15 protein-coding genes are annotated in these 25639 nt (G+C 69.4%); 8 read left to right on the forward strand and 7 right to left on the reverse strand.

Annotation, left to right across the window (positions count from 1 at the left end; all coding sequences use genetic code 11):
* The first annotated feature begins 126 nt into the window (after positions 1 to 126).
* From ABJK40_RS05080 to ABJK40_RS05090, 3 genes are read left to right on the forward strand one after another with little or no spacing between them, the layout of a single operon-like run.
* A complete protein-coding gene (locus ABJK40_RS05080) occupies positions 127 to 3261 on the forward strand; it encodes a DEAD/DEAH box helicase (protein ID WP_348478438.1) in 3135 nt (1044 codons plus the stop codon).
* A complete protein-coding gene (locus tag ABJK40_RS05085; protein ID WP_348478436.1) occupies positions 3258 to 4034 on the forward strand; it encodes a hypothetical protein in 777 nt (258 codons plus the stop codon). The genes ABJK40_RS05080 and ABJK40_RS05085 overlap by 4 nt, the downstream gene beginning before the upstream one ends.
* A gap of 57 nt (positions 4035 to 4091) precedes the next feature.
* Positions 4092 to 4910, forward strand: coding sequence for an HAD family hydrolase (locus tag ABJK40_RS05090; RefSeq protein WP_348510177.1), 819 nt, complete (start codon positions 4092 to 4094; stop codon positions 4908 to 4910).
* 31 nt (positions 4911 to 4941) lie between these two features.
* Here the strand turns inward: ABJK40_RS05090 and ABJK40_RS05095 are convergent, their stop codons facing one another.
* Complete coding sequence (locus ABJK40_RS05095; protein WP_348481186.1) at positions 4942 to 6714, reverse strand: hypothetical protein; 1773 nt, start codon at positions 6712 to 6714, stop codon at positions 4942 to 4944.
* Between the two features lie 107 nt (positions 6715 to 6821).
* Between ABJK40_RS05095 and ABJK40_RS05100 the strand changes: the two genes are divergently transcribed.
* From ABJK40_RS05100 to ABJK40_RS05110, 3 genes are read left to right on the forward strand one after another with little or no spacing between them, the layout of a single operon-like run.
* The gene (locus ABJK40_RS05100; protein WP_348481185.1) at positions 6822 to 7772 is read left to right on the forward strand and encodes a MoxR family ATPase; all 951 of its coding nucleotides are present in this window, start codon (positions 6822 to 6824) and stop codon (positions 7770 to 7772) included.
* Positions 7773 to 7797: 25 nt separating this feature from the next.
* Positions 7798 to 8910 carry a DUF58 domain-containing protein gene (locus ABJK40_RS05105; RefSeq protein WP_348481184.1) on the forward strand — a complete coding sequence of 371 codons (1113 nt, stop codon included), beginning with the start codon at positions 7798 to 7800 and terminating at the stop codon, positions 8908 to 8910.
* Complete coding sequence (locus ABJK40_RS05110; RefSeq protein WP_348481183.1) at positions 8907 to 11120, forward strand: transglutaminase domain-containing protein; 2214 nt, start codon at positions 8907 to 8909, stop codon at positions 11118 to 11120. The genes ABJK40_RS05105 and ABJK40_RS05110 overlap by 4 nt, the downstream gene beginning before the upstream one ends.
* Positions 11121 to 11170: 50 nt before the next feature.
* On the opposite strand, the gene ABJK40_RS05115 is transcribed toward ABJK40_RS05110, so the two are convergent.
* Positions 11171 to 15976, reverse strand: a complete 4806-nt coding sequence (locus ABJK40_RS05115) for an Ig-like domain-containing protein (RefSeq protein WP_348481182.1) — start codon at positions 15974 to 15976, stop codon at positions 11171 to 11173.
* Positions 15977 to 16245: 269 nt separating this feature from the next.
* Between ABJK40_RS05115 and ABJK40_RS05120 the strand changes: the two genes are divergently transcribed.
* A complete protein-coding gene (locus ABJK40_RS05120; protein WP_348510178.1) occupies positions 16246 to 19494 on the forward strand; it encodes a hypothetical protein in 3249 nt (1082 codons plus the stop codon).
* On the forward strand, positions 19491 to 20549 hold the full coding sequence (locus ABJK40_RS05125; protein ID WP_348481180.1) for a hypothetical protein: 1059 nt from the start codon (positions 19491 to 19493) through the stop codon (positions 20547 to 20549). The genes ABJK40_RS05120 and ABJK40_RS05125 overlap by 4 nt, the downstream gene beginning before the upstream one ends.
* A gap of 46 nt (positions 20550 to 20595) precedes the next feature.
* Here the strand turns inward: ABJK40_RS05125 and ABJK40_RS05130 are convergent, their stop codons facing one another.
* The 5 genes from ABJK40_RS05130 to cdd all read right to left on the reverse strand — a co-directional run bounded on the left by ABJK40_RS05130 (position 20596) and on the right by cdd (position 25572).
* The gene (locus ABJK40_RS05130; RefSeq protein WP_348481179.1) at positions 20596 to 20994 is read right to left on the reverse strand and encodes a helix-turn-helix transcriptional regulator; all 399 of its coding nucleotides are present in this window, start codon (positions 20992 to 20994) and stop codon (positions 20596 to 20598) included.
* 16 nt (positions 20995 to 21010) lie between these two features.
* A complete protein-coding gene (gene dnaJ, locus ABJK40_RS05135) occupies positions 21011 to 22168 on the reverse strand; it encodes a molecular chaperone DnaJ (protein WP_348481178.1) in 1158 nt (385 codons plus the stop codon).
* Positions 22169 to 22305: 137 nt separating this feature from the next.
* Positions 22306 to 23046 (reverse strand): nucleotide exchange factor GrpE, encoded by a 741-nt coding sequence (locus ABJK40_RS05140; protein ID WP_348481177.1) that lies wholly within the window; start codon positions 23044 to 23046, stop codon positions 22306 to 22308.
* A gap of 7 nt (positions 23047 to 23053) precedes the next feature.
* Positions 23054 to 24910 (reverse strand): molecular chaperone DnaK, encoded by a 1857-nt coding sequence (gene dnaK / locus ABJK40_RS05145; protein WP_348481176.1) that lies wholly within the window; start codon positions 24908 to 24910, stop codon positions 23054 to 23056.
* A 227-nt stretch (positions 24911 to 25137) separates the two neighbouring features.
* Positions 25138 to 25572, reverse strand: coding sequence for a cytidine deaminase (gene cdd, locus ABJK40_RS05150; protein ID WP_348481175.1), 435 nt, complete (start codon positions 25570 to 25572; stop codon positions 25138 to 25140).
* Positions 25573 to 25639 lie beyond the last annotated feature (67 nt).

Genomic DNA, 25639 nt, shown 5'->3' on the forward strand with positions numbered 1-25639 from the left:
CAGTCTGCACGATCGTCCGACCCCGCTTCGTCGTCGTTTTCGCGTGATCCGAACACCGTTCGACCACCGGCCGGTCGGCAGCGCCGCATCATCTCTGCGACACCCCCTCGGTAGGTTGGCCGGTTGATGATTCGCCAGTCGCGTCACCGGCCACCGCACGTGGCGCAGGGCACCTGGCGATCCGGCGCGCTGCACGTGTGGGGCTGGAACGGATTCGACACGGCGGCCATGGCGTGGCTCTATTCGGGGTTCCGAACGATGGGTGCCGACGGCACCCGCACCGGGTGGCACGACTCGCCGGTGTCGTACGGCGCGATCGCCCGCGTCACCGTCGAGTTGCCTCAGCGACCAGCGCTCCACGCCGCCTCGGTGCAACTCGATCCACTCGGCACGGCGGTCTGGTTGTCCGATCTGCCGGCCGACCGTGACCAGTTGTCGCCGTCGATCGCATGGTTCGCACGGGTGTCCGAACTCGCCCGGCGGATGGTGTCGGCGGGCCGGATGTCGCCGGTCATCGTCGACGAGGGCCCGTTCACGGTCGCCCGCTGGGTGCCGGAGGTCGACGACGAGATCGAGGATCTGCTCGTGCGACTCGCTGCCGCCAAACCGCACATCTGCACCGCCGGATCGGGCCACGACGTCCGACGCATCTTCGAGTTGATGGTCGACGGCGTGGCACGCTCCTACCTCTCCCAGAGCGGATGGAAGGCCGAGATCGGTCGAGGTCGCAAGGCGTCCACACAGGTGATGCGCGCCACGTTCGGCGCCCTCGCCAAACCCGACCACGTGGTGCGCGGCGGCACCAACGAGTTCGCGGTCGCTCTCGACCACCTGCGCGACGAACTCGATCGTCATCGGCGACGCCTGTCCGGCGAACCCGTCGTGATCCCGCGGATCCGGCTCCTCATGTCCCAGGACCCGCACGACCCGTGGGAGGTGCGCCTCGAACTGGTCGACGACACCGACTCGATGCGCTGGTGCACTGCGGCCGACGTGTGGGAGCGCAACGCACAGGCCGTCGACGTGGCCCGTGAGGAGCGCCATCTCTCCACACTGGTGGCGTTGTTGAACGACGTCGTCGCACGCATCGCGCCGGTCGTGCCGGGTCTGGCCGACTGGGCGGTCGAACACGAGCCGTCACTGATCGAACTCGACCTGGCCACGGCCGAGGACTTCATCGACATCGCACCCTTCGAGCTCGACAAGGCCGGCGTCGAACTGATCGGCCCCGAACGTCTGATCCAGAACCGCGTGCGCGTGGCGGGCGAGGCCACACCGCAACCCCAGGACGATCGCAAGAAGCAATTCGGTCGGGAGGCACTCGTCGAGTGGAAACTCGTCGTGGGCGACGAGGAGATCTCCGACGCCGAACTCGCCCGGGCCGAGGAGGCCGGGGCCACGCTGCTGCACACCGGCGACCGGTGGGTACGCATCGACGCCGACGAACTCCGACGCAAGCGCGACAAGTTGCGCGAGCTCGAGCGGACGCGCAGCACGGTCACACCGCTGCAACTGCTGCAGCTGGCCAACGACGACGAGTCCGACGGCGAACGCACGACCATCACCGTCCACGGAGCCGGCGACGAATGGAACGGTCGCCAGATCGGCCTCGATGCGGACGACGCGACTGGATCGGGTGGGTTGTCGAGCGGCGACATGGCGCCCATCAGCGACACCGACTGGGTGCGCAGCCTGCTCCAGGGCCTCCCCGACGAACGCTTGGAGGAGGTGCACGAGTCGAGCGAGTTCGTCGGAGAACTGCGTCACTACCAGCGCCGTGGTCTCGCCTGGATGCAGTTCCTCGCGAAGCTGGGGCTGGGTGGTTGCCTCGCCGACGACATGGGTCTCGGCAAGACCGCCACCACACTCGCGCACCTCGTGGAACGTCCGGGTCCGCACCTCGTCGTGTGCCCGTTGTCGGTCGTGCGCAACTGGCGGTCCGAGACCGAACGCTTCACCCCGAAGCTCGACGTCAGCGTCCACCACGGGGCACAACGCAACCGGCAGTTGGCGACGCTGGCCTCGTCGGTTGCCATCGCCGGCGACGCAGCGGGGGACGACGGCGACACCGGCACCGCGTTCGCGTCGGACGAGATGTTCCACGTCGACCCGTCGCTGCAGATCGTGGTCACCACCTACGGGTTGCTGCCGCGCGATCTCGAGCACCTCGCCTCGATCCAGTGGTCGACCGTCGTGCTCGACGAGGCGCAGATGGTGAAGAACCCGAACACCAAGGCGGCCAAGGCGGTTCGCAGGCTGTCGGCCGACCAGAAGATCGCGTTGACCGGGACGCCGGTCGAGAACCGGTTGAGCGAACTGTGGGCCATCCTCGACGCCGTCAACCCCGGCATCCTCGGCGGACTCGAGAGATTCCGAAAGGACTTCGCCTCGCCGATCGAGCGGGCCACCGACCCCGAAGCGTCGGGCGACGCAGCGGCACGTCTGCGCCGGATCACGGCGCCGTTCATCCTCCGTCGGACCAAGGCCGACAAGCGGCTGCTGCCCGATCTGCCCGACAAGATCGAGCAGATCGCCTACGCCAAGCTCACCAAGGAGCAGGCCACGCTGTACCAGCAGGTCGTCGACCAACTCCTGGTCGACGCCGAGCAGGCCAAGGGCATGCGGCGCCGCGGCCTGGTGCTGGCGGCACTGATGCGCCTCAAGCAGATCTGCAACCACCCGGCGCACGCACTGAAGGACGGTTCGCGTCTGGCCGGACGCTCGGGCAAGCTGACGCGATTCGACGAGCTGGTCACCGACCTGCTCGACCAGGGAGAGCGTGCCCTGGTGTTCACCCAGTTCCGCGAGATGGGTGACCTGCTCGTGCGTCACGTGTCCGAACAGTTCTCCTTCGATGCCCCGTTCCTCCACGGCGGCGTGTCGCGTACCGGCCGCGACGTGATGGTCGACCGGTTCCAGGACGGGACGGGCTCGCCGCTGCTGCTCGTGTCGCTGAAGGCGGGCGGGACCGGGTTGAACCTCACCGCGGCGTCGCAGGTCATCCACTACGACCGCTGGTGGAATCCGGCCGTGGAGGACCAGGCCACCGACCGCGCCTGGCGCCTCGGCCAGACCCAGACCGTCAACGTCCACAAGTTGGTGTGCGAGGGCACGGTGGAGGAGAAGGTCAGCCAGGTCATCGATGACAAGCGCAAGCTCGCCGCACAGGTCGTCGGCTCGGGAGCGGAGAGCGAAGCCTGGATGTCGGAGATGTCGACCGACGAACTCCGCGACCTCGTGACCCTGGAGCTCGACCGATGAGCCGACCGCGCAAGCCCTTCGGAGCACAGCAACCGGGTCGATTGCCGTCGACGATGATGAAGGTGCTCGCCGCCGAGATGAGCGACCCTCAGCGGCTTCGGCGCGGCAAGCAATACGCGAAGGACGGGTCGGTGCTCGACATCATCGTCGAGCCCGGCGTGGTCACCTGCGAGGTGCAGGGCTCGCGGTCCACGCCGTACATCGCGTCGCTCGAAGTGTCGATGGGCAACGGCATGCCGTTGCGTCGCGACGTCCACGCCGTGTGCAACTGCCCCGACGACGACAACTGGAGCAACCACGCCTGCAAGCACGTGCTGGCGACGATGTTCACGTTCGCCGACGAACTGCTGATGGAACCCGAACTCCTCGACGTGTGGCGCGGCAACGAGACCGCCGACGCGGTCGACCGAGGCGACACCGACGGTCGCGACGACACCGACGGTCGCAGCACCCGCCGGTCCACGGTCAGCGGATTCGATCCCGACGACCCGACGGACGACGACGATTCCGACTCCATCCCGGGGCGCCGCCGTCACCTGCAACTGGTGCGGGACGGCATGGAACAGGGTCGGGCCGAACGTCGACTGCAGGCCGCCGAACGAACGCGTGATCCGATCGCCGATCCGCTGGCCGACGTGCTCTCGATCCCCGAGGGGGCGACGCTCCCCGAGATCCCGCACCTCGAACGCGCCGAGGAGCGCCTCCCGCGACGCCCGGAGTTGGCGTCGATCCTGCGCGACGCGTACCGCAGCCTGCGCATCGACTGGGACTGAGCCACGCACGAACGCAGAGTGCGACGGTTCGGCGTGAGGATCGGCGAGACTCCGCCGGTGGCGAAGCTGATCGCACTGGACCTCGACGGGACGCTGCTCGATCATCGCGGCCGGATCAGCGGCCGGGCGGTCGCTGCGATCGAGGCGGTGGTCGACGCCGGATTCGTCGTGGTGCTGGCGACCGGTCGGCCTCCGCACATGGCCGTTGCCGTCACGGAGGCACTCGCCGGCACCGTACGCCACGTGGTCGGAGGGAACGGCTCGATCATCGCCACGTTCCCGGCCGCCGCCGGCGGCGAGTCCACCGTGTTGCATCTGATCGGCTTCGACATCGACGACGCCGTCGGCGTCATCGCGACCCTGCGCGACCACGACGACGGATACGGGTTCGCGCTCGCCACCGACGCCGGGTTCGCCCACGAGCCCGGTTTCGCTGATCGGATGCCCGCCGCCGTCCACGACGATCCGGTCCCCGACGTGACCGTGCTCGGCGGCACCCAGGCCTTCAAGCTGATGGCGTTCCACGCCTCACGTTCGGTCCACGAGCTCCTGGCCACCGTGCCGAACCTGATCGGCGGCACCACGTCGAGCGAGCTGCTGGTCAGCCACATGGGAGCCGACGCCGTCGAGATCGGACCCGCCGACGCCGACAAGTGCACGGGCCTGCGATGGCTGTGCGATCACCTGGGCGTGACGGCGGCCGACGTGATCGCGATCGGTGACGAGTGGAACGACCTCACGATGCTCGAGTGGGCCGGTCGGGGTGTCGCGATGGGCAACGCGGCCGATCGGATCCGACAGATCGCCGACGAGGTGATCGGTCACCACGCCGAGGACGGCGTGGCGATCTACCTCGAATCCCTGCTCGGGCGCTGACCGTTCGGCCGGCCAGGCCCGAACGGACGCGTCAGGTGAAGGCCCCGTTCAGGTCGACGAGCAGGTTCGTCTCGACCGAGGAGAACACGCACACCTCACCGGCGGATCCCAACGTCGCCACGGCCGCGTTCGCCACCGTCTGGCCCGGTGCGAAGTTCACGTTCGACGACCCCGGTCGTGCTCCACCACACGGGAACACGGTGAGGAACCCCTGCCCGGACGGCGCCACGGCGGTCACGTTCAGCACGGCTGCGACGGCGCTCGCCGGCACGCCGGCCACCCCTGCGATCCTCACCCGCGTCGTCGACCCGGCCGCGACCCGACCCGACCCGCGTGTGTCGAGCAGGCGCGACGGAACGAGTCCGGCGAAGCCGGCGCTCACGGCTCCGTTCAGGTCGACGAGCAGGTTCGTCTCGACCGAGGAGAACACGCACACCTCACCGGCGGTTCCCAACGTGGCCACGACGGCGTTCGGAACGGTCTGACGGGCTTCGAAGTTGACGTTCGACGACCCGGGCCGGGTCTCGCCGCACGGGAAGACCGTGAGGAAGCCCCTTCCGGACGGCGCAACGGCCGTGACGTTGAGCACCGCAGCGACGGCGTCGGCGGGGACCCCGGCCGCTCCGGCGATGCGCACCCGCGTGGTCGACCCTGCGGCGACCCGACCCGACCGACGGGTGTCGACGAGTCGAGCGGGATTGAAGCCGGCGAACCCCGTGGTGACCGCACCGCTCACGTCGACGATCAGATGGGTCTCGGCGGAGCTGAACACGCAGATGTCACCTCGCTCACCCAGTGTCGCCACCACGGCGTTCGCGACGTTCTGTCCGGCACGGAAGTTCACGTTCGACGCACCCGGCTGAGGCTGCCCGCACGGGAACACGGTCAGGAAGCCGCCGTCCGAGGGCGCCACGGCCGTGACGTTCAGAACGGCGCCGACCGCGGTCGCCGGGATGCCTCCGACGCCACCGATGCGAACCCGCGTGGTCGAACCGGCGGCGACCCGACCAGACGTCCGGGTGTCGAGTTGTCGCGACGGATTGACGCCGCTGAAGGAGGTGCCGGGCATGCCGACGGTCTGACACACCGCCTCGGTACTGGTTCCGTCGTCGGAGCAGGCGACTCCCGAAATGGTGGGGACTGCCTGACCCTGCGGTGTTCCGCTGAGCAGCCGCTCGTCGTCGGCCCCGAAATGTGGCGCGAAGATCGAGGTCGTGTTGGGCGAGGGCCCTGCAACGAGCGGCAACACGCTCTGACCGCTCAGCACCGAGATCGCCAGGCGGTCCACCACCTCGATCTGCTCCCCGTCGATGTCATCGATCCTGTTCGACATCGGGAGCGACACCGGGATCGTGGTCGTCTGGTTCGGTGCCGGAGTGAAGATCTCACTGACGTCCTGGGCGAAGCAGCAGACGATGGGCCCGCCGCCGTTCGCCCGCGATCGGAACGCTCGGATGATCACGAACTGCATCGGCCCGGTGGTCGCTCCGGTCCGGACGCTGGCCTCGCGAAGGACGAAGTCGCCGAGTGGGCCGGAGAACAGTCCCGAGAACAAGGTGCAGCTCTGTGGTGCCGAGAACGGGGCGTAGGCGGTGGCGCAGTTCGCAGGGACGTTCGGGGCAGGAAGATCGATGAAGCCGATGGTTTCGGCGTCGGCCCCGATCGTGCCATCGAACGAGCCCTCCGCCGCCACCGGTGCGGGCGCCGCTGCGGCCGGAACCGACACTGCCACAGCGGCGAGGCAGACCGCGACGGCGGCACCGATCCGTGCGAATTGGTGGAGACTCGAGGAGGGCGGTCGCATGGTCGGCAACATACGTACGCACCGGTAACGGATCACCAACAGCGACTCGCGTCAAGACCTGTTCAAGCCTCCCGCGCCGCCACGGTGCGTCGTCCTACACTCACTCCGTGGCAGGGAACACCTCGTTGGTCGTCAACGCGTTGATCGACAACGTCGATCAGGTGATCCGCGGCAAGCGTCCCGAAATCCGCCTGGCACTGTGCTGCCTCCTCACCGAGGGCCACCTCCTCCTGGACGACGTTCCCGGGACCGGCAAGACCAGCCTCGCGAAGGCCATCGCGAACTCGATCGCCGGGGGGTGGAAGCGCGTGCAGTTCACCCCCGACCTGCTGCCGACCGACATCACCGGCGTCATGGTGTACGACCAGCGCAGCGGACAGTTCAACTTCCGGGAGGGCCCGGTCTTCACGAACGTGATGATCGGCGACGAGATCAACCGCGGCAGCCCCAAGACCCAGTCGGCACTGCTCGAGGTGATGGAGGAGCGTCAGGTCACGTCCGACGGAACGAGTCGTGTGGTGCCACGGCCGTTCTTCGTGATCGCCACCCAGAACCCCCGGGACTTCCAGGGAACCTTCCCGCTTCCCGACGTGCAACTCGACCGGTTCACCATGCGCCTCACGCTGGGGTACGCCGACGCCGTCACCGAGGTGTCGATCCTCGAGAACTACACACGGACCAAGCAGGACGACGAACTCGAGCCCGTCACCGACACCGTCGAACTCGATGCGATCATCGCCGAGATCGATCGGCTCACCGTCGCCCACTCGATCCACGACTACATCGTCCAGATCGCATCGGCCACCCGCCGCCACCCCGATCTCCGACTGGGCGTGTCGACCCGCGGCACCCTGGCCCTGCTACGTGTCGCCCGCGCCTTCGCGGCAACCGACGACCGCGACTTCGTCACCCCCGACGACGTCAAGGCTCTGGTCGCGCCGGTCTTCGGACATCGCGTCGCACTCGCCCCCGAAGCCGAGTTGCGCGGGGTCACCGTCGAGACGCTCATGGCCGAGATCAGCGACAGCGTCCCGGTCCCTCGCACCAGCGGAGCGTGATGTCCCCGCACCAGCGGAGCGTGGAGTGCTGACCCGGTCGGGGCTCGGTGCGGTCATCACCGCCCTGATCCTCACCACGCTGGGTCTGTGGTGGAACTACGAGGAACTGGTCATCGCCGCCATCGGTGTCGCGCTGGTCGTGCTCATGGCGATCGTCGTGGCGCGCCGCCCGTTGCGCGCCACCGTCGAACGGCGGGTCCGGACCATCCGGGTGCCGCGCGGTGATCCGGTCCGCGTCGCGTACCGGATCCGCAACGACACGTCGCACCGGTCCGGACGAGCGACGCTGATCGATCGATGCGACGGCCAGGACGTCGAGATCGAGATCGATCCGGTCGCCGCCGGCGACATCTCCGAGGTGCTCTCCACGCTGCCGACCCGTCGACGGGGCGTGTTCGAACTGGGCCCGCTCGACATCGCCAAGATCGATCCGTTCCACCTGGCCGCCGGGCGCTGGCGGCAGGCGGAGGACCACGCCGCGCTCGTCACGGTGCACCCCAAGGTGTACGAGATGGTGGGGCCGCAGGGGTCGTCGCGCGTGGTCGAGAACGAGTCGATCGTGCGGCGGGCGGCCGCCGATCCGATGTCCGGGTTCGTGTCCATGCGCGAGTACGTGGCCGGTGACGATCCGCGCATGATCCACTGGCCGACCACGGCGCGCACCGGCACGCTGATGGTGCGCGAGCACGTGGAGGTACGTCGACCCGAGTTCACCATCGTCGTCGACGCCGTCTCCACCGTGGCGTCCGAGGAGGACTTCGAGGAGATGGTCGACGTCGCCGCCACGTTGGCGGTCCACGCGCTGCGGGCCGGTCTGGACGTCGTGGTGCGGACCACGAACCGCGAACACGCGGGTCGGCCGACGCCGCTCGACTCCGAGGCCGACGTGCTCGACCTGCTCACGCCGATCCGCCAGGCCGGCGACGAACCCCTCGCCGTGGGTGCCCTTTTCGCCCAGGGCTTCGACCACACGTCGGTGCTCCTGGTGACGGGGCCCGACGGCCCGTCGACACGCCTCGCTGCCAGCGACCAGATGGTCACCATCCGGGTCGGTGACGGTGCCCGATCCGGCGCTGGCGTGGCCGTCGCGGCACAGGATGCACCCGACTTCGTGAACCGCTGGCGGTCGTGGTCGTGACCGGACGTCGCACCATCGGCGAAGACAACAGCGCCACGGGCGACCGCGCCATCGACGAACAGGCGATCGGAAGCCTCGTACGCTTCCGCGTGGGAGTCGTCGTCGCCATGGGCGCGGTCGTCGCGCTGGCGGCCGGTGACGTCTTCGATCGCTTCGTCTGGTGGCTGTTGATCGCTCCCGGTGCGGTCGGTTCTGCGGCGCTCCTCACGATCGGGCGGCGGTGGCCGGTCCGACTGAGCGTGGCGATGGCGACGAGCGCTGCCGCCGTCGCCGCGATCGTCGCCGTGCTCGGTGGCGGTGTCGCCGACGTCGGCGCGTCGTTCGGAACCGGGTTCCAGCGGATCCTGTCGACCGACTGGCCCAGCCCCGACCGACCCGACCTCGTCGGCACCCTCGCCGTGGGTCTCGCGGTGGTGACCGCCCTCGCCGCCGAACTCGCGCGACGCACCCGCCTCCACCTCACTCCCCTGCTGCCGGTGATCCTCGGCGACGTGGCGCTCATCGCACTCAGCGCACCCGCCGGCCCCCGGCTGCGATGGACACTCCCACTCTCGGTCCTCGCTCTCGTGGTCGCCACGCTGCGCCCCGGTCGCAGCGTGGCCCTGAGCGACAGGCTCACGTTGCTGCGCGGTGAACGCCGACTCGTGCCCGTCTCCTTGATCGCCATCGGCCTCGCCGCCGGACTCGCCTCCCCGATCGCGCTCGCGGGCCGAGCCGACCCGCGACGAAACGATCCGGCGCAGCAGTCGGCGGCGCTGATCGATCCGATCGAAGCGACGCTCGCCCTCCAGGCGATCGATCCGCCGATCGAACTCCACGAGATCCGCATCGACTCATCCGGTCCGGGCCTCGGAGCACGGGAACCTCTGCGATGGCGGACGGCGGCGCTCACCGGGTACGACGGGCGCGTGTGGTCACCCGACCTCACGCTGCGTCCCATCGGCCGACGCCTCGGCCCTCCCGCCGACGACACGATCTCGGCGACGATCACCTTCCTCGACGACGACCTCCAACTGGTGCCGCTCCCCGGCGCCGCCGTGACCATCGACGCAGCCATCGAGACCGATCAGGGACGCACGATCGTCCGTCTCGCCGACCGGCCGGAGCCCGACGAGGCGATCTCGGTCACGAGCAGGGTCGAACCTCCGACGTCGGAGTCCGACCCGGCCCGGATCGGCACACGCGAGATCGACGAGAACTCCGCAGGACTCACCGAACTGGCGCGGGGACTCGTCGACAGTGGCGGCGCGTCGGCGAACGACGACCTGCTCACCCAACTCCGCGCCGTCGAGTCGGTGATGAGCGAGGAGTTCCTCCTGCGCTCCGACGCCTCGGGTGGCGGGCTCCAGCGGGCGCTGATCGATCGCTTCCTGCGTGACACGAAACTCGGCAACGCCGAACAGTTCGCGACCGGCTTCGTGCTGCTGGCGCGATCGCTCGGCGTCGATGCTCGGGTCGCCACCGGCTTCCGGATCGAGCCGGAGAGCATCGACCGCACCGATGCGACCCCGACGCTGACGCTGTCGTCGTCCGACGCGCAGGTCTGGCCCGAGGTCAGGGTCGCCGACACCTGGGTCGCCTTCGATCCCGTCCCGCCCGAGGAGGACACCGATTCGGCGCCCGAGGATCCGCAGCCCCAGGTGCAGTCCCCGGCTGCGCCCCAACCACCCATCGACCTGCCGCCCGAGACCGCCGACGAACCCGTCGTCACCCAGGACGACGCCGACACTGCGTCGGCGCGCAGACTGCCCGCCGTGGTCAGGTATGCGCTCGTCGTCGTGGGCGTCATCGGCGTCCTCCTGATTCCCGTGATCCTCGTCGTCTTGATCATCCTGGGACTCAAGTCGCGACGCCGGCGTCGACTGCTCACGGGCCCGCCACCGGCTCGCATCCGCGGAGCGTGGACGGTGGCGACGGATCGCCTCGTCGACTCCGGCATGGACATCGCCCGCTCCGACACCAACACCGAGATCGCCGTGGAAGCGACCGGACGGGTGCCGACGGCGCAGCGCGAACTGCACCGCCTCGCCACGCTCGCCAGCGCCTCGACGTTCGGTGACCCGGCCCGACCCGACCTGCTCGCCGAGGACGCGGCCATGTGCCTCGGCCAGGTCGAGACGTCGATGGACGAGGGCCGCACCGCATGGGAGCGCCTCCGGTGGAAGCTGAGCCTGCGCAGCCTCCGCCACAAGACCGCCTCCCCCGTCTGAGCTCGTCCGAACGCGCCTGCAGCATCACGGTGACGCCACCGGTCCCGCGGTCAGGGGACGGTCGTGGCCGGCGGGGTCGTGGGGGCAGCAGTCGTCGGTACCGCGGTGGTGGGAGCGGCAGTCGTCGGTGCCGCGGTGGTGGGAGCGGCGGTCGTGGGTGCGGCAGTCGTGGGGGCGGTGGTGGCGACGTCCGTTGCCGTCACGGTGATGGTGGCGGTCGCAGAGTCGTCCGCTCCGTCGGTCACCCGGTACGTGATGGTGAAGGTGCCCGCAGAGGGCGCCGTGATGTTCATCGTCGTGCCCGACGCCGTCGCCGACACTCCGCCGGAGGCCACGATGCCGATCACCGTGAGCGGATCGCCGTCGGCGTCGGACACGTTCAGCGCCAGTGCCGCAGGCGATCCGGCGGTGACCGAGATCGACTGGTTGCTCGCGACCGGCGCGGTGTTGCCGACCGGCACCGTCGTGGTCGTCGTCGTCGTGGTGGTGGTGGTGGTCGTGGAGACCGTTCGCCCGATCACCGTGACCGTGGCAGGGTTCGACACCGCACCGCTGCTGTCGGAGACCGTGTAGGTGAACGAGCCCGAGCCGGTGCCGTCGAGGGTCACCACCGTCACGGTCCCGCCCACGCGGGTGATCAACCCGGTGCCGCCGTTCTCGAAGGTCATCGTCGCGGGCATCGACTGGATCGACAACGGCCCACCGTCGGGGTCGGTGTCGTTGGCCAGCACGTTCACGCTGCCCACTCCACCGGACGCATCGATCGTGTCGGCCACGGCCGTGGGCGCTCGGTTGGTGACCGTGATCGAGACGTTCGCCGTCGCCGTGAGACCGCCGGGGTCGGCGATCGTCGTGGTCCAGGAGTAGGTCTGGAATTCGGCCGAGGCCGGCACGTTCACCGACAGGCCACCGCCGTTCGACGTGACCCAACCCGGCGCACCCGAGGTGGAACTGATCGTCAACGCTTCGTCGTCGCTGCCGAGCGACCCGATCGGGATGTCGAAGCTCTCGCCGCGCCCTGCCGACCGCGACACGTTCTGGCTGCTCGGGCTCCGGTTGACGTCGATCGTGACCGCACCCGTGGCGGTCTGCTCGCACTGGTTGCGCACGCCGAAACTGATCGTGACGTTGCCGTTCTCGCCCGCCGGGGGCGTGTACACACCGTTCGAGTAGCCCGGAGGTCCCGACACGTTGACGATGTCGCCGTTGGATGCGTACTCGTTCAGGTTCACCGCGATCGGCTGGCGGTAGCCGGTGGTCAGGAATGCGCTCCTCGCCACCGGCTGCGACGCCTGGCACGTGGCAACCGTGACCCGCAGTGTGGCGTTCGCCGTCAGATCGCCGTCGCTGATCTGGTATCCGATCGAGGCGGTGCCGGCCTGGCCGGCGCGCGCTCGGAACGTGATCTGGTTTCCGCTCAGGCTGGCCGACCCGAGGTTGCCGTCCGGCGCACTGGTGATGGAGACCGTCAACGGGTCTCCGTCGGGATCGCTGTCGTTGGCGAGCACCGCAGCCGTGACCGACCCGCCGTTGGCCACGCTCGCGCTGTCGTCACCCGCGACGGGCGGCCGGTTCAATGGTTCGGTCACCGTGAGCGAGACCGTCGACGAGGCGGTCAGTCCTTCACCGTCGGCGATCGTGTACGTACCGGTGAGCACCCCGACGAAGTTCGGCGTCGGGGTGATCGTGACGGCCGAACCGACCTGGCTCAGCGTCCCGTCACCCGTTGCGAGACGTGCACCCGTGACCTGCAGTCCACCGGCGGTGTCGTCGGGGTCGACGTCGTTCGACAACACGTCGAACGTGGTCGCGACCCCGGGCCCGGTGATCTGTCGCACGTCGGGTCGAGCGATCGGCGCGACGTTCGCCGCCTGCGAGACGACGATCTGGAGTCGGCCCGTGGCGAGAGCTCCGTCACCGTCCTGCACCTCGTACGTGATCGTCGCGACACCTGCCACCGCGCCCGCCCGGTACGTGATGACGTTGCCGGAGCGGGTGGCCGACCCGATCGACGGCGTGGTCGAGGACGTGACCCGCAGCAGTGACTTGTCCCCGTCGGGATCGGTGTCGTTGGCGGTCACGTCGACCGTGGCGGTCGCTCCGACGGCGACGGTGATCGTGTCGTTGTTGGCCCTCGGTGCCTCGTTGGTGACCTGGGGTCGACGCACCGAGACGATGATCGCCGCCGAGTCGCGCAGGTTCTGGGAGTTGTTGACCTCGTACGTGCAGCGGAAGACACCGGCCTCGCCGCGCGGCGGGGTGTACCGCACCTGACCGTCGGCGGCCACCGTGGCCACGCCGCCCGTCGGGCACCCCGGGGTTCCGACGATCGTGGGACGGTCGCCCGACGGATCCCCGTCGTTGCGCAGCACGTCGATCGTGACCGCCTGGTCGACGAACGTGAACGTCGAGTCGTCGCGGGCGTAGGGCGGCTCTGGCAGTGCTTCGGCGAGCACGGTGACGGTGACGTCGCCGGCGACCTCGTGGCCGTTGCCGTCACTCACCGTGTACGTGAAGCGCACGTTCGCCTCGCGGTCCTCGGTGATCGCCGTGGGCGTGAACTCCACCTGGTTGCGACCCGCGTACCGCACCGACCCGCCACTCGACGGTCGGCTCACCGCGACGACGGCGAGCGGATCGCCGTCGGGATCGGAGTCGTTCGCCGTGACGTCGATCAGGATCGTCTGACCGATCACGACGGTCTCGATGTCGGCCGACACGACGGGTGGCCGGTTCGGCTCGTCGTCGTCGATCACGTCGATCAACACCGACCCGGCGACCCGGTGGCCCTGCCCGTCGTCGACCTCGTACTCGAAGGTGACCGAGTCGCCGCTCCCGGCGAGTGGTGTCACGGCGAGTTGGTTGCCCTGGACCTCCACGTCGAGTCCGTTCGGCAGTGGCGTGACGATCGACAGGGTCAGCGGGTCGCCGTCGGGATCGGAGTCGTTGACGAGGACCGGGACGATCGCCTCACTGTTGCGGCGCGTCCGGGCGGAGTCGGGCTGGACGGTCGGGGGCCGGTTGGCGTCACCGGGCCGTGCGACGTCGACGGTGACCAGGACGGGTTCCCCCGTGGCAGCGAACGTGTCGGCGGGTCGGTACGTGAACGTCGCCTCGCCTTCGAACCCCTGCGCCGGCGTGTACTCGAGCGCCGGAAGCCCCGACGGACCCTCGGTCTCGGTGACCTCACCGATCCGTGGGTCGGCGAGGCTGACGCCGTCGAGGCGCAGACCGTCTCGCTCGGGGTCGACGTCGTTGAGCAGGACATCGACGACGACGGCGGTGTCCGGACCGGTTTCCGCGGAGTCGGGCGTGCCGACGGGCGGCCGGTTCTGACCGTCGACGGGAAGCAGTTCGACGATCACCCGGGCGCTCGCCTCGGTTCCGTCACCGTCGGCGATCGTGTACGTGAACTCGTCGAGGCCGACGTAGCCGGGTTCGGGCGTGTAGACGACGGTGCTCGCCGTGCCGACCTCTGCGCCCCCGTGGCCGGGCACGCCGACGTCGACCACCGCGATGGCCTCCCCGTCGGGGTCGTAGTCGTTCGCCGTGACCGCCACCGGCACCGATGCGCCCGATCGGGCGGTCACCGGGTCGTCGATCGCCACCGGTGGGTCGTCGATGCCGTTGTTGTCGGGTTCGCGCTCCTCTTCCTCCGCCGTCGACCCGTCGTCGGCACCTCGGGCGTCCACCCCGTCACCCTGTCCGTCGCGGATGACGGTGCCTTCCTCGCCGATCACCAGCAGCCCCGGCGCCTGCTTGTTGATCGCCTCGATGCCCCACGGGTGCACGGTCCACACGAAGTCGCCCGACCGGTCGTCGACCCAGATCACGTCGCTCGTCGCCGTCACGTCGAGCTGCGTGGTCGGCCCCGCCGTGATCGGCGCGTCGTCGAGGATGCTCTCGCTGCGCCAGTCGAACTGCACGACCTCCGTCGGACCTCGACGCACCAGCGCGGCGGCATCACCTGCGATGGCGAGCACGTCTCCGCCGTCGATGCCCAGGTCGGGAACGACGGCGGACTCCACGATGCCGTCACCGTCGACGCAGAACAGCAGGTCGCCGCCCCCGACCCATCCGCAGTCGGCCCGTGGACCCGCCGTCTGCAAAACGAACTGACCACCGGCCGGGCCACCATCGCCCACCGGCAGATCCACCCAGTCGCCACCCCCCACGCGCACGCGCGGGCCCGACCGGTCGAGCACGATCGGTTCGTTGCCGACGAGCGAGAGCGTCCCGTCGTCGGCGCCCACACGCTGCACCGTCGTGCCCGCCGACGTGGCCCGCTGAAGGTCACCGTCGACGAGCGACCAGATCGAACCGTCGGGCGCGAGCACGAGGGTCTCGGCCGTGTCGACGCCGGGCGCGTTGTCCGCCTCGAAGGGCACTGCGACGGGCTCGCCACCGGTCGGCAACAGCGTCGCCTCCCCGGTCTGCGGGTTGGCGACGAGCAGCCCCGACGACCCCGATCGCGCCACGGCCACGCCGTCACCCAGGCTCGGGATCAGTTGCGGCGGACCGACGCGCAGGTCGGCGGTGTCGATCGATCGCACCTCGGCTGCTGCGTCGTCGAGCACGAATGCGAGACCCGAGCCCTCGGTGACGAACAGGTCGTCGCCCAGCACCCCGGTGTCGAGACTCGCCAGCGGCCTGCCCCCGAACCCGTCGACGAGCACCACGCGCCCGGTCGGTTCGTGAACCACCCAGCGCGTCGCCCGAGACGATGCGGCGTCGACGGCGGGCAGCCCGTCTGCCCGCACCACGAGCACCAGCCCGGCGAGGGCCACGGCCACTGCGGCGACCGATGCGACCACCTGCTTCCACGTGACGGTCTGGAGCGTCGGACCTCTGACCATCGCGCCGACAGCGTACTCGTCCCGATCGTCGGGGTCGGTCGCCTCGGCACCCGTGACCGACGGCCGAGCGGGCGCGTCCGGTCCGGTGTTCGTCCGGTTCCTGCCCAGAACGTCCTCCTTCGACCCGGGTGTGCGCGAGGGCACCTCCACGCAGTCTGTATCGACACGGCGCCTCCCGGACTTGAGGAGAGATCCACACGACGCGGATTCATCCGGTGTCCGGGCCGGTGCTCCGGGTTCGCGCCGCATGGTCCTAGTGTTCAGAGGCGATGGACGTGGTCGTGCGCACCCCCCACGGCGATGCCGACATCGACATCGTCGCGGCGCCGGCCGATGCGACGATCGCCGACCTGGTGCGCGCCGTCACCGGGCAGGCCGCGCCCGCCACCACGCGCGTCGACGGCCGCGCGGTGTCGACCACCCGTCTGCTGAACGGCGTCGACCTGGTGATCGGCTCACTGATCGACACGCGTCCCGAACGGACCGGCGATCGGGCCGCGGCGACCGACGGCTTCGCCGTCGAACTCCTGCAACTCAGTGGACGGGGAGCGGGCACCTCGCTCCGGCTGCCCACCGGGCGGTACCGGATCGGCAGTGCTCGGCGGTTGCACGCCGACGAACTCGACCGCGCCCAGGTCGACACACCCGCCTTCGACCTCGACGTCGGACCACGCAGCGTCCGGGTCACGCCAGGCCCCGAGATCGGCGGCGCCCTCGGCGTCTACACGCCCACCCTCGGATCCGAGTTGTTCGATCGCGAACTCCCGTGGCAGGGCGAACGCCTCGACGTCGGAGGCCGACTGTTCGAACTCGAGATCCCGGCGCGCCAGCCGAGCCGACGACGACTCGCTGCACCCGCAGGCGACGGCTCGATCCCCTTCCAGCGCACACCGGGCGGGGCGTCGCAGCGTCGGCGGGTCGTGATCGATGCTGCCGCCGACGCGGCTGCGTGGGGTGTCGGGCTCTGGTCCCGGCGTGGGAACGACCCCGGCGCACTCGAGGCCGCCTTCGGGTTCCACGCCGACGGAACCACCATCGCGTCGGTCGACCTGCAACGCCACCGCGGTGTCGCACTCGTGGGGTCGGAGCGTTTCACCACGGCCCTGGCGCGCACGATGCTGATCGAGCTGGCGACACTTCACGGCCCCGTCGACCTCGCCGTCGCCGTGGCGTCCACACCCGACCACATCGCGCAGTGGAACTGGGCCAAGTGGCTTCCCCACGTCCGCCGAGCCGGGCCGTCCGGTGCGCCCGAGCTGTTCGACGACCCGAGCGACATGGCGGACTGGGCTGCGTCGTTCGCGTCGACGGGCTCCCCGGGCGGCGGACCGAATCCCGTCACGCTGCTCGTACTGGACGACATCTCGCTCTGGAGCCAACGTGACTCGCCCGTGCGCTCGCTGCTGATCGATCCGCCGCGCGACCTGCGGATCATGGCGTTGTGCGTCGGACTCCACGAAGCGCCGGGGATGTGCACGGCGCTGGTCGAGGAGCTCCCGCCCCTCGATCGCCTCGCTCACCTCACCTCGGTGACCCGGTCGTCGGGCACCGGTCGTCCCGCACTCTTCGGATCGCTCGCCACGCAGCACACCCGCCTGGCCGACGCACCCAGCGTCGTGACCGACATCCACCCCGCACTCACCCAGATGAACCTGGCCGCCGAGATCGCCCGTCACCTCGCGCCCCTCGACGATCTGGAGGCGCGCCGTCACGTCACCGCCTCACGTCGCAGCGCAGCACCGACGCTCGGCGAACTCGTCGAGCTCGCCGCGTCCGACCCGGCGGGCACTGGGGCACAGACGACCCCGCCGCCGGCACGGCGGGTCGGTGAATCGTCCGCACCCCTCGACGTCCCCATCGGGGTCGCACTCGACGACCCGGGTGGGGACCCGACCACCGATCCGGCGTCCGTGCCCTCGACGCGACGCACGCCCGTCACCGTCGACCTGACCGCGCCACTCACCACGATCGTCGTCTCCGGCGACGAGACCCGCCACGACCGCACCGTGGCCGCACTGGTGCTCGGCGCCGCCACGCAACGGTCCCCCGACGAGATGGCGGTGCTCGTGATCGGCCGCGAGCGGCCCGCCTGGCACTCCGAACTGCCTCACATCGCGGGCTGGGCCGGTCGCGACGAAGCCGACGACGCCGGTCGTCTGATCCACCGGGTCGCCCACGTGTTGACGGAGCGGCCCGAACTGCACGTCGTGGTCGTGATCGAACGAGCCTTCGACGCCCGCGACCCGATGCCGATCGAGTTGGTCGACGCGATGACCGCACTGGCGGAGTCGCTGCCGAACGTCCACGTCGTGCTCACCGGCGATCACCCCGACTCGATCCCCGCCGTCAACCGGGAGCGCTGTGGAGCGCTCGCGTGGATCGGCGACGGAGGGGTCGGTCGCCTGTGGGTCGGCGACCGCCAGATCGGATTCGACGGCGTCGCGACGCAGGCGGCCGGAGACGAGCCGAGCGGGCCGGCAGCGTTCGACGCCGCGGAGCTGATCATCCGACCCACCACCCACGGTCGTGCGATGACCCCGCTCGAGCGTCGCCTCACCCGCTCGATCCTCGCGACCACCACGAACGACGGAGACGCACTGGTCACCGCTGCGGTCGCCCGCCAGGTGTCGACGCGTACGTCAGGAGGGGCGTCGGGAGGTGCGTCGGGAGGGGCCGAGGTCACGCGTTCGAGCCCGTCGCTGCTGCCGCCGCCGCTCCCGGCAGCGATCGACTTCTCGTCGCTGCTCGACAGCCATCCGGGAGACGGCGTGCCGATCGGGCTCGTCGACCGACCCGAACGTGCGGAGAACGAGGCCTACTGGTGGCAACCGGGCAGCGGTGGATCGATCCTCGCCGTCGGGTCGCCGCGCTCGGGGATGACGACGCTGCTCGACCTGGTCATCTGTGGCACGGCCGCGCGGATGTCGGCCGACGACCTGCACCTGTACGCGATCGAGGCGCTGCCGCAACGACGGCGTGCGTTCGAGGCACTGCCCCACACCGGCGGTGTGGTCTCACCCGACCGGCCCGACGCGGTCCGTCGACTCGTGCGCGCCCTCCACGTGATCCACTCCGAACGGTTCGACACCCGCGCCGACACCGACCGTCCGAACCTGGTCGTGCTGATCGGCGACGTGAGCCGCATGGTGCGCTCGCTGCCGGCCGGCGACGTCGACGTGACGCTGCGTGAGCTGGCCGACATCGCTGCGACCGGGCCGTCGGTCGGGATGAACGTCATCGCGATCACGACACACGTCGGCGACCTCGGGCCCCTGACCGGCTTGATCGGAGACCGACTCGTCGGCATCACATCGGATCCCGCGGATCGGGCCACGATGGGTGCACCTTCGGTCGGAGCCACAGACCGACACTCCGGTCGCTGCTGGTCCACCACCGCCGAGCGGAGCGTCCAGCTCGCCACCCCGCCCGCCTCGCTCGATGCCGAGATCGCGCGACTCGCCCCCGAACCCGCACACCAGCGTCGCCCGGCCACGATCGCCTCCGGAGCCGGATCGTGAGCCGACCGGTCGGACGCGGCGACGGAGTCGGCATCGAGATCGCCGACACGGTCATCCGCGGGGTCCGGCTGCGACACGACGTGAACGGTCGACTCGCCGCGGCCGCAGAGTTTCCGGTCAACCTGGCCGACGACAACTCGACGCTCGACGCGCTGGTGTTGCTGCGCGCGGAACTGGGCGACCCCGACGAACCCGCACGCATCGCGACGTTCCCCGAAGGAGCGATGCTCCAGCGGATCGACATCACCGGCCGGTCCGGCCCGAACCTCAACGAGCTGCGCTCGAAGCTCGATCGCCTCCACCGCATCAACTCGACCGTCGTCATCGAGGACGGTCCCCGACGGTGGTTGCTGCTGATCCGCTGGGATGCCCAGGCCGTCCGACGCATCGAGGACCTGGCGGAACGCGCCGGGTTCATCGACGTCACGATCGAACCGTCGCCTCTCGCACTGGCCCGCGTCGCCGGCCCGGACGCAACGTTCGTCCGCAGGTTCGTCGCACAGGGCGACGCCCACCGCATGGTCGTGAGGAACCGACTGCCGGTCGCCGCAGTCGGGGCCATCGCCGTCGGGCACCCGCACCCGCGCGTCGAGATCAGTTCGGTCGACGTGTCGCTCGCCTACTTCGACGACTTCATGACCGATCCGGCACTCGGCGAGATCATCGACCGGATCGACGAGCGGGCCACGACCACGACCGACAGCGCACCCGATGCGCTCGACCCGTCGCACGACGACCCGGAACCTGCCGGCCGAGATCCGGCGGCCGACGTCGAACTCCAGTTGGTCGACGTGGCCTACCCGAACTTCCCGGCCCACGACCAACGCTCGGCACAACGCCAGGGCGTCGCTCTCGGCGCTGCGGTCGGTGCGGCGGGGCTGGCCGGACCCCTGCGGCCCGTCGACATGATCATCTCGAGCGTGGCCGTCGACGACCAGTTCGACCGGCCGTGGGCGATCGAGGAACTCTCGCCCCTGCCCGCCTACGAGCCGGGCTCCGGAACCTCGGGCCCCAAGCGATTCACCCGGTACCTGCGCCCTCGCTCACGTCGCTGACCACGACGGGCGCGAACCGCAGCGCCCGCAGCGCGGTGGAATCGACTCAGTCGCGGTCGAATGCGTTGCGTCGACCGAACACCGCCACGGCCTGCTTCAACGGCACGAGGTCGCCGCCGCTCGCCGGGGCCACCCGCTCCACCTCGCGGATCGCGTGCAGCGCCAGTTCGCGCGCCTGGTCGAGTTCGCGCCGCAGACGGACGTTCTCGTTCTCCAGCGCCATCACCCGACGGATGCCCTCCAGGTTCAGCCCTGCGTCGGTGAGTTCGGAGATCCTGCGGAGCAGTTCGATGTCCTCGTCGCTGTAGCGACGGTTCCCGCCTTCGGTGCGGGCGGGCGACACGAGGCCGCGACGCTCGTAGATGCGCAGGGTCTGAGGATGCATCCCGGCCAACTCGGCGGCGACCGAGATCACGTAGACGGCCTTCAGTTGGTGCTTGCTCATGTCGGCTCCCTCGCGCTCACGAGGCGTTCCCGGCCGTGTGGTCGGACGCCCCCACCGTAGACGCTGCGGCGAACGCCTCGATGGCTGCGCGCTGCGCATCGTTGAGTTCGCTCGGCACCACGACGTCGACCGTGACGATGAGGTGACCGCGTCGGGTGCCCGACGAAGTGACCCGTTCGATGCCCTTGTCCTTGACCCGGTGCCGCGATCCGGGTTGCGTGCCCGGCTTGATCCGCAGGGTCACCGGCGAGCCGTCGAGGGTGGTGACCTCGACGTCGGCGCCGAGCGCAGCGTCGGCGAACGACACGGGAACGGTGACGGTGAGGTCGTCGCCGTTGCGCCCGAAACGCGGGTGCGGCATGACCTTCATCCGCACGAGCAGGTCGCCGGCCGGGCCGCCGTTGCGACCGGGCGACCCCCGTCCCTTCAGCTTGATCGTCTGGCCGTCCTTCACTCCGGCCGGAATCCGCGTCTTGACTTCGCGCGGTCGGCGTTCGATTCCGGTGCCGCGGCAGGTGTCGCACCTGTACTCGATGACCGAGCCGCTGCCCTGGCACACGTGACACGGCGACGACATCGCGAAGAAGCCCTGATTGTCGTCGACGACGCCGCGGCCACCGCAGTTCTGGCAGATCTTGGGTGCGGTGCCCGGCTTCGCTCCCGTTCCGGAACAGGTGGAACACGACGCGTCGGCCGTGAGGTACAACGACGTCTCGATCCCCGACACGGCGTCCTCGAAGTCGACGGTGAGCTGCGCTTCCACGTCGCCACCGCGTCGCGGGCCCACCCCGGCGCTGCTCCCACTGCGACCTCGGCCGCCGCCGCCGAACATGTTGCCGAGCAGGTCGCCGAGACCACCCCCACCCTGCATGTCGCCGACGTTGAACGAGAACCCGCCGGGTCCGCCACCACGACCGGCTCCACCGCCTCCCATCGGTCCGATCGCTCGGACCTCGTCGTACTCCTTGCGCTTGGCGGGGTCACCGAGCACGTCGTAGGCCGCCGACACGTCCTTGAACTTCTCCTCGGCCACCTTGTTGCCGGGGTTCTTGTCCGGGTGGAGTTCGCCGGCGAGCTTGCGGTACGCCTTCTTGATCTCCTTGTCGGTCGACGCCTTCGTGACGCCGAGCGTCGCGTAGTAGTCCTTCTCGAACCATTCACGTTGTGGACTCATGGGTGGGTTTCACCTCCTCTCGGGTGGATCATGCGGTCATCTGGTGTCTGACACCGGATGACAGATGTCGGACAGGTCGGGTGTTCATGCGGTGTGTCATCTGGTGTCTGACACCGGATGACATCACCGGATGACGTTCAGTCGCGCGTCTTGACCATCGCCGGACGCAGGGTCCGGTCCTTCCAGCGGTAGCCGCTGCGGAGCACCTCGGCCACGACGGGTTCGCCACCGGTGCCGGGCTCGTGGGCGACTGCTTCGGCCACCTCGGGATCGAACGGCTGACCTTCGAGGTCGAGGGTCTCGAGGCCGTGCTTCTTCAACTCCAGCAACATCTGGTTGAGCAGTGGGCCGACCTCCTCCGGATGACGGAGGAAGGCGGCTTCGGCCGCATCGAGCACGGGCAACATCGCCTCTGCGAGCCGTCCGGTCGCACGGTCGGCATCGGCCTGGGCCCGTACGGCCGACTGCTTGCGGAAGTTGTCGAAATCGGCCTGGATGCGTTGCGCCATGTTCTTGAACTGGTCCCGTTCGTCGAGCACGGCGAACACGTCGATGTCCTCGATTCCGATCTCGCCCAGATCGACGTCACCCAGATCGATGCCGTCGACGGCCTCGGCGAGTTGCTGCTCGGCTTCCTCCGGGCTCAGCGCAACGCCGGGCCGCTGGGCACCTGCGGTGAGGTCGTCGACTTCGCTGGATCGTTCGTCGGCGGCATCACCGCTCTCCTGCTGATACGCACCGTCGGGGTGCCCGGCCTGGGTCGACCCCGGCGAACCGAGGTCGCTGTCGGCCACGTCGTGGACGTCCGGGTCGAAGTTGTCGCCGGCGCCCAGATCGTCGGGGCGTGCCGCTCGTGGGTCACGGTCCGGATCGCTCATCGCGGCCTCAGTTCTCGTCGTCGACGATCTCGGCGTCGACGATGTCGTCATCGGAGGCTCCGGCGTCGGCGCCGTCACCCGAGTCCTGGCCCGATGCCGAGGATCCCGCACCGTCGTTGTCCTTCGCAGCCGCTTCGTAGAGCTTCTGGCTGAACGCCTGGATGGCGGTGTTCATCGTGTCGGTCGCGGACTTGATCGCGTCGCTGTCGTTGCCGGACAGCGCCGTCTTCAGGTCGGCCAGCGGGGTCTCGACCGCTTCGCGCTCGGAGGCGTCGACCGTGTCACCCTGGTCGCGCAGCACCTTCTCGGTCTGGTTGACCAGCGACTCGGCGTTGTTGCGGATCTCGGCCTCCTCACGACGCTTCTTGTCCTCCTCGGCGTGCGCCTCGGCGTCCTTCACCATCGCTTCGATGTCGTCCTTGTTCAACGTCGACTGACCCGTGATGGTCATCGACTGCTCCTTGTTCGTCGCCCGGTCCTTGGCCGACACGTGCACGATGCCGTTGGCGTCGATGTCGAACACGACCTCGATCTGCGGCACGCCCTGAGGCGCCGGCGGGAGGTCGACGAGCTGGAACTTGCCGAGCGTCTTGTTGTACTGCGCCATGTCACGCTCGCCCTGGAGCACGTGGATCTCGACCGACGGCTGGTTGGCCTCGGCGGTCGTGAACACCTCGGACCGCTTGGTGGGGATCGTGGTGTTGCGCTCGATCAGCTTGGTCATGATGCCGCCCTTGGTTTCGATGCCGAGCGACAGCGGGGTGACGTCGAGCAGGAGCACGTCCTTGACGTCGCCGCGCAGCACGCCGGCCTGGATGGCGGCGCCGATGGCCACGACCTCGTCGGGGTTGACGGTCTTGTTCGGTTCCTTGTTGGTGAGGCTCTGCACGAGGTCGCTCACGGCGGGCATCCGGGTGGATCCGCCGACGAGGATCACGTGGTCGAGTTCACCCTGCTTCACGCCGGCATCCTTGAGGGCCTGCTCGAAGGGGATCCGGCAGCGCTCGATGAGGTCGGCGGTCATCTCCTGGAACTTCGAGCGGCTGAGCTGCTCGTCGAGGTGGAGCGGTCCGTCGGCCGTGGCGGTGATGAACGGCAGGTTGATCTGCGTGCTCTGGGTCTGGCTGAGCTCGACCTTGGCCTTCTCGGCTGCTTCCTGCAGACGCTGTGCGGCCATGCGGTCGGCGCTGAGGTCGACTCCGTGGGCGGCCTTGAAGCCGTCGACCAACCACTTGATGATCCGCTGGTCCCAGTCGTCACCACCGAGGTCGGTGTCACCGTGGGTGGACTTCACCTCGAACACGCCGTCGCCGATCTCGAGCACCGACACGTCGAACGTGCCGCCGCCGAGGTCGAACACCAGGATGGTCTCGTCCTCGGAGCCCTTCTCGAGGCCGTACGCGAGCGCCGCGGCCGTGGGCTCGTTGATGATCCGCAGCACTTCGAGGCCGGCGATCGTGCCCGCTTCCTTGGTGGCGGTGCGCTGCGCATCGTCGAAGTACGCGGGCACCGTGATGACGGCCTGGGTGACCGTGTCACCGAGGTAGCTCTCGGCATCGCGCTTGAGCTTCATCAGGGTCCGGGCGCTGATCTCCTGGGGCGTGTAGTTCTTGCCGTCGACATCGCCGGTCTTCCAGTCCTCGCCGATGTGGCGCTTGACGGAACGGAACGTGCGGTCCGGGTTGGTGATCGCCTGACGCTTGGCGACCTCGCCGACGAGAACTTCGCCGGTCTTGGAGAACGCGACCACCGACGGGGTGGTGCGTGCACCTTCGGAGTTGGGGATGACGACCGGGTCGCCACCTTCGAGAACGGAGACGACGGAGTTGGTGGTTCCGAGGTCGATGCCGACTGCCTTGGCCATGTGATTTCTCGCTTTCTCTCCCTCGACTGAGGGGACGGTGTTCAGATCTTGAATGACTGCCACTCAAGATAGGGGGTCGCCACCCCGACCACAACGTCCGATGTAGCAAACTTGAGTCTTCCCGACTCAAGCCTGGTTGTGGCTCCGTCCCAGCGGTGAGTCTGAGTCGCCCCTGCGCCGACCGAGACTCACCGCCAGCCAACTCGCGCGGCGCCGGGGACGGGCGGTCAGAGGAGGCGGTCGGGGCCGAACGACTCGGGGAGCAACTCGGACATGTCCATGGTGAACACCACGCCGGTGTCGGTCGCTGAGTGGATGCGCGTGTCGGGGCCGGCGAACTCGCGGATCTTCTGGCGGCAGCCTCCGCAGGCCGTCCCCGGTGTGTCACCCGAGGTGATGGTCACGACGTCGGCGATCACGGGGGTCGAGGCGCTGCCCACCACCATCATCGAGATGGCGCCACCCTCCGCGCACACGCTCTCGGGGTACGCGGCGTTCTCGACGTTGCAACACGCGAACACCTCGCCCGCCGTGGTGCGGATGGCGGCGCCGACCTTGTAGCCGGAGTACGGGCTGTGCGAACGCTCGCGGGCCGCGAGCGCCGCCGCGAACAGGTCCGCGACCTCGTCGGACGACTCGGCGATGGTGCTCTGTTCGTTCATCCCTCGATCGTGCCACGCGGGGCGACTCTCGGACGCGAACCACGATCGGCATGTCCTGTTGTCGCCC

The organism is Ilumatobacter sp. (assembly GCF_039969435.1).
GTDB lineage: Bacteria > Actinomycetota > Acidimicrobiia > Acidimicrobiales > Ilumatobacteraceae > Ilumatobacter_A.

Excerpts from the sequence above, each read along its gene's own strand:
- cdd (WP_348481175.1), bottom strand. The coding sequence starts at position 25,572 with ATGAACGAACAGAGCACCATCGCCGAGTCGTCCGACGAGGTCGCGGAC.
- ABJK40_RS05080 (WP_348478438.1), top strand. The coding sequence starts at position 127 with ATGATTCGCCAGTCGCGTCACCGGCCACCGCACGTGGCGCAGGGCACC.
- ABJK40_RS05140 (WP_348481177.1), bottom strand. The coding sequence starts at position 23,046 with ATGAGCGATCCGGACCGTGACCCACGAGCGGCACGCCCCGACGATCTG.
- dnaJ (WP_348481178.1), bottom strand. The coding sequence starts at position 22,168 with ATGAGTCCACAACGTGAATGGTTCGAGAAGGACTACTACGCGACGCTC.
- ABJK40_RS05130 (WP_348481179.1), bottom strand. The coding sequence starts at position 20,994 with ATGAGCAAGCACCAACTGAAGGCCGTCTACGTGATCTCGGTCGCCGCC.
- ABJK40_RS05085 (WP_348478436.1), top strand. The coding sequence starts at position 3,258 with ATGAGCCGACCGCGCAAGCCCTTCGGAGCACAGCAACCGGGTCGATTG.
- ABJK40_RS05095 (WP_348481186.1), bottom strand. The coding sequence starts at position 6,714 with ATGCGACCGCCCTCCTCGAGTCTCCACCAATTCGCACGGATCGGTGCC.
- ABJK40_RS05115 (WP_348481182.1), bottom strand. The coding sequence starts at position 15,976 with ATGGTCAGAGGTCCGACGCTCCAGACCGTCACGTGGAAGCAGGTGGTC.
- dnaK (WP_348481176.1), bottom strand. The coding sequence starts at position 24,910 with ATGGCCAAGGCAGTCGGCATCGACCTCGGAACCACCAACTCCGTCGTC.
- ABJK40_RS05120 (WP_348510178.1), top strand. The coding sequence starts at position 16,246 with ATGGACGTGGTCGTGCGCACCCCCCACGGCGATGCCGACATCGACATC.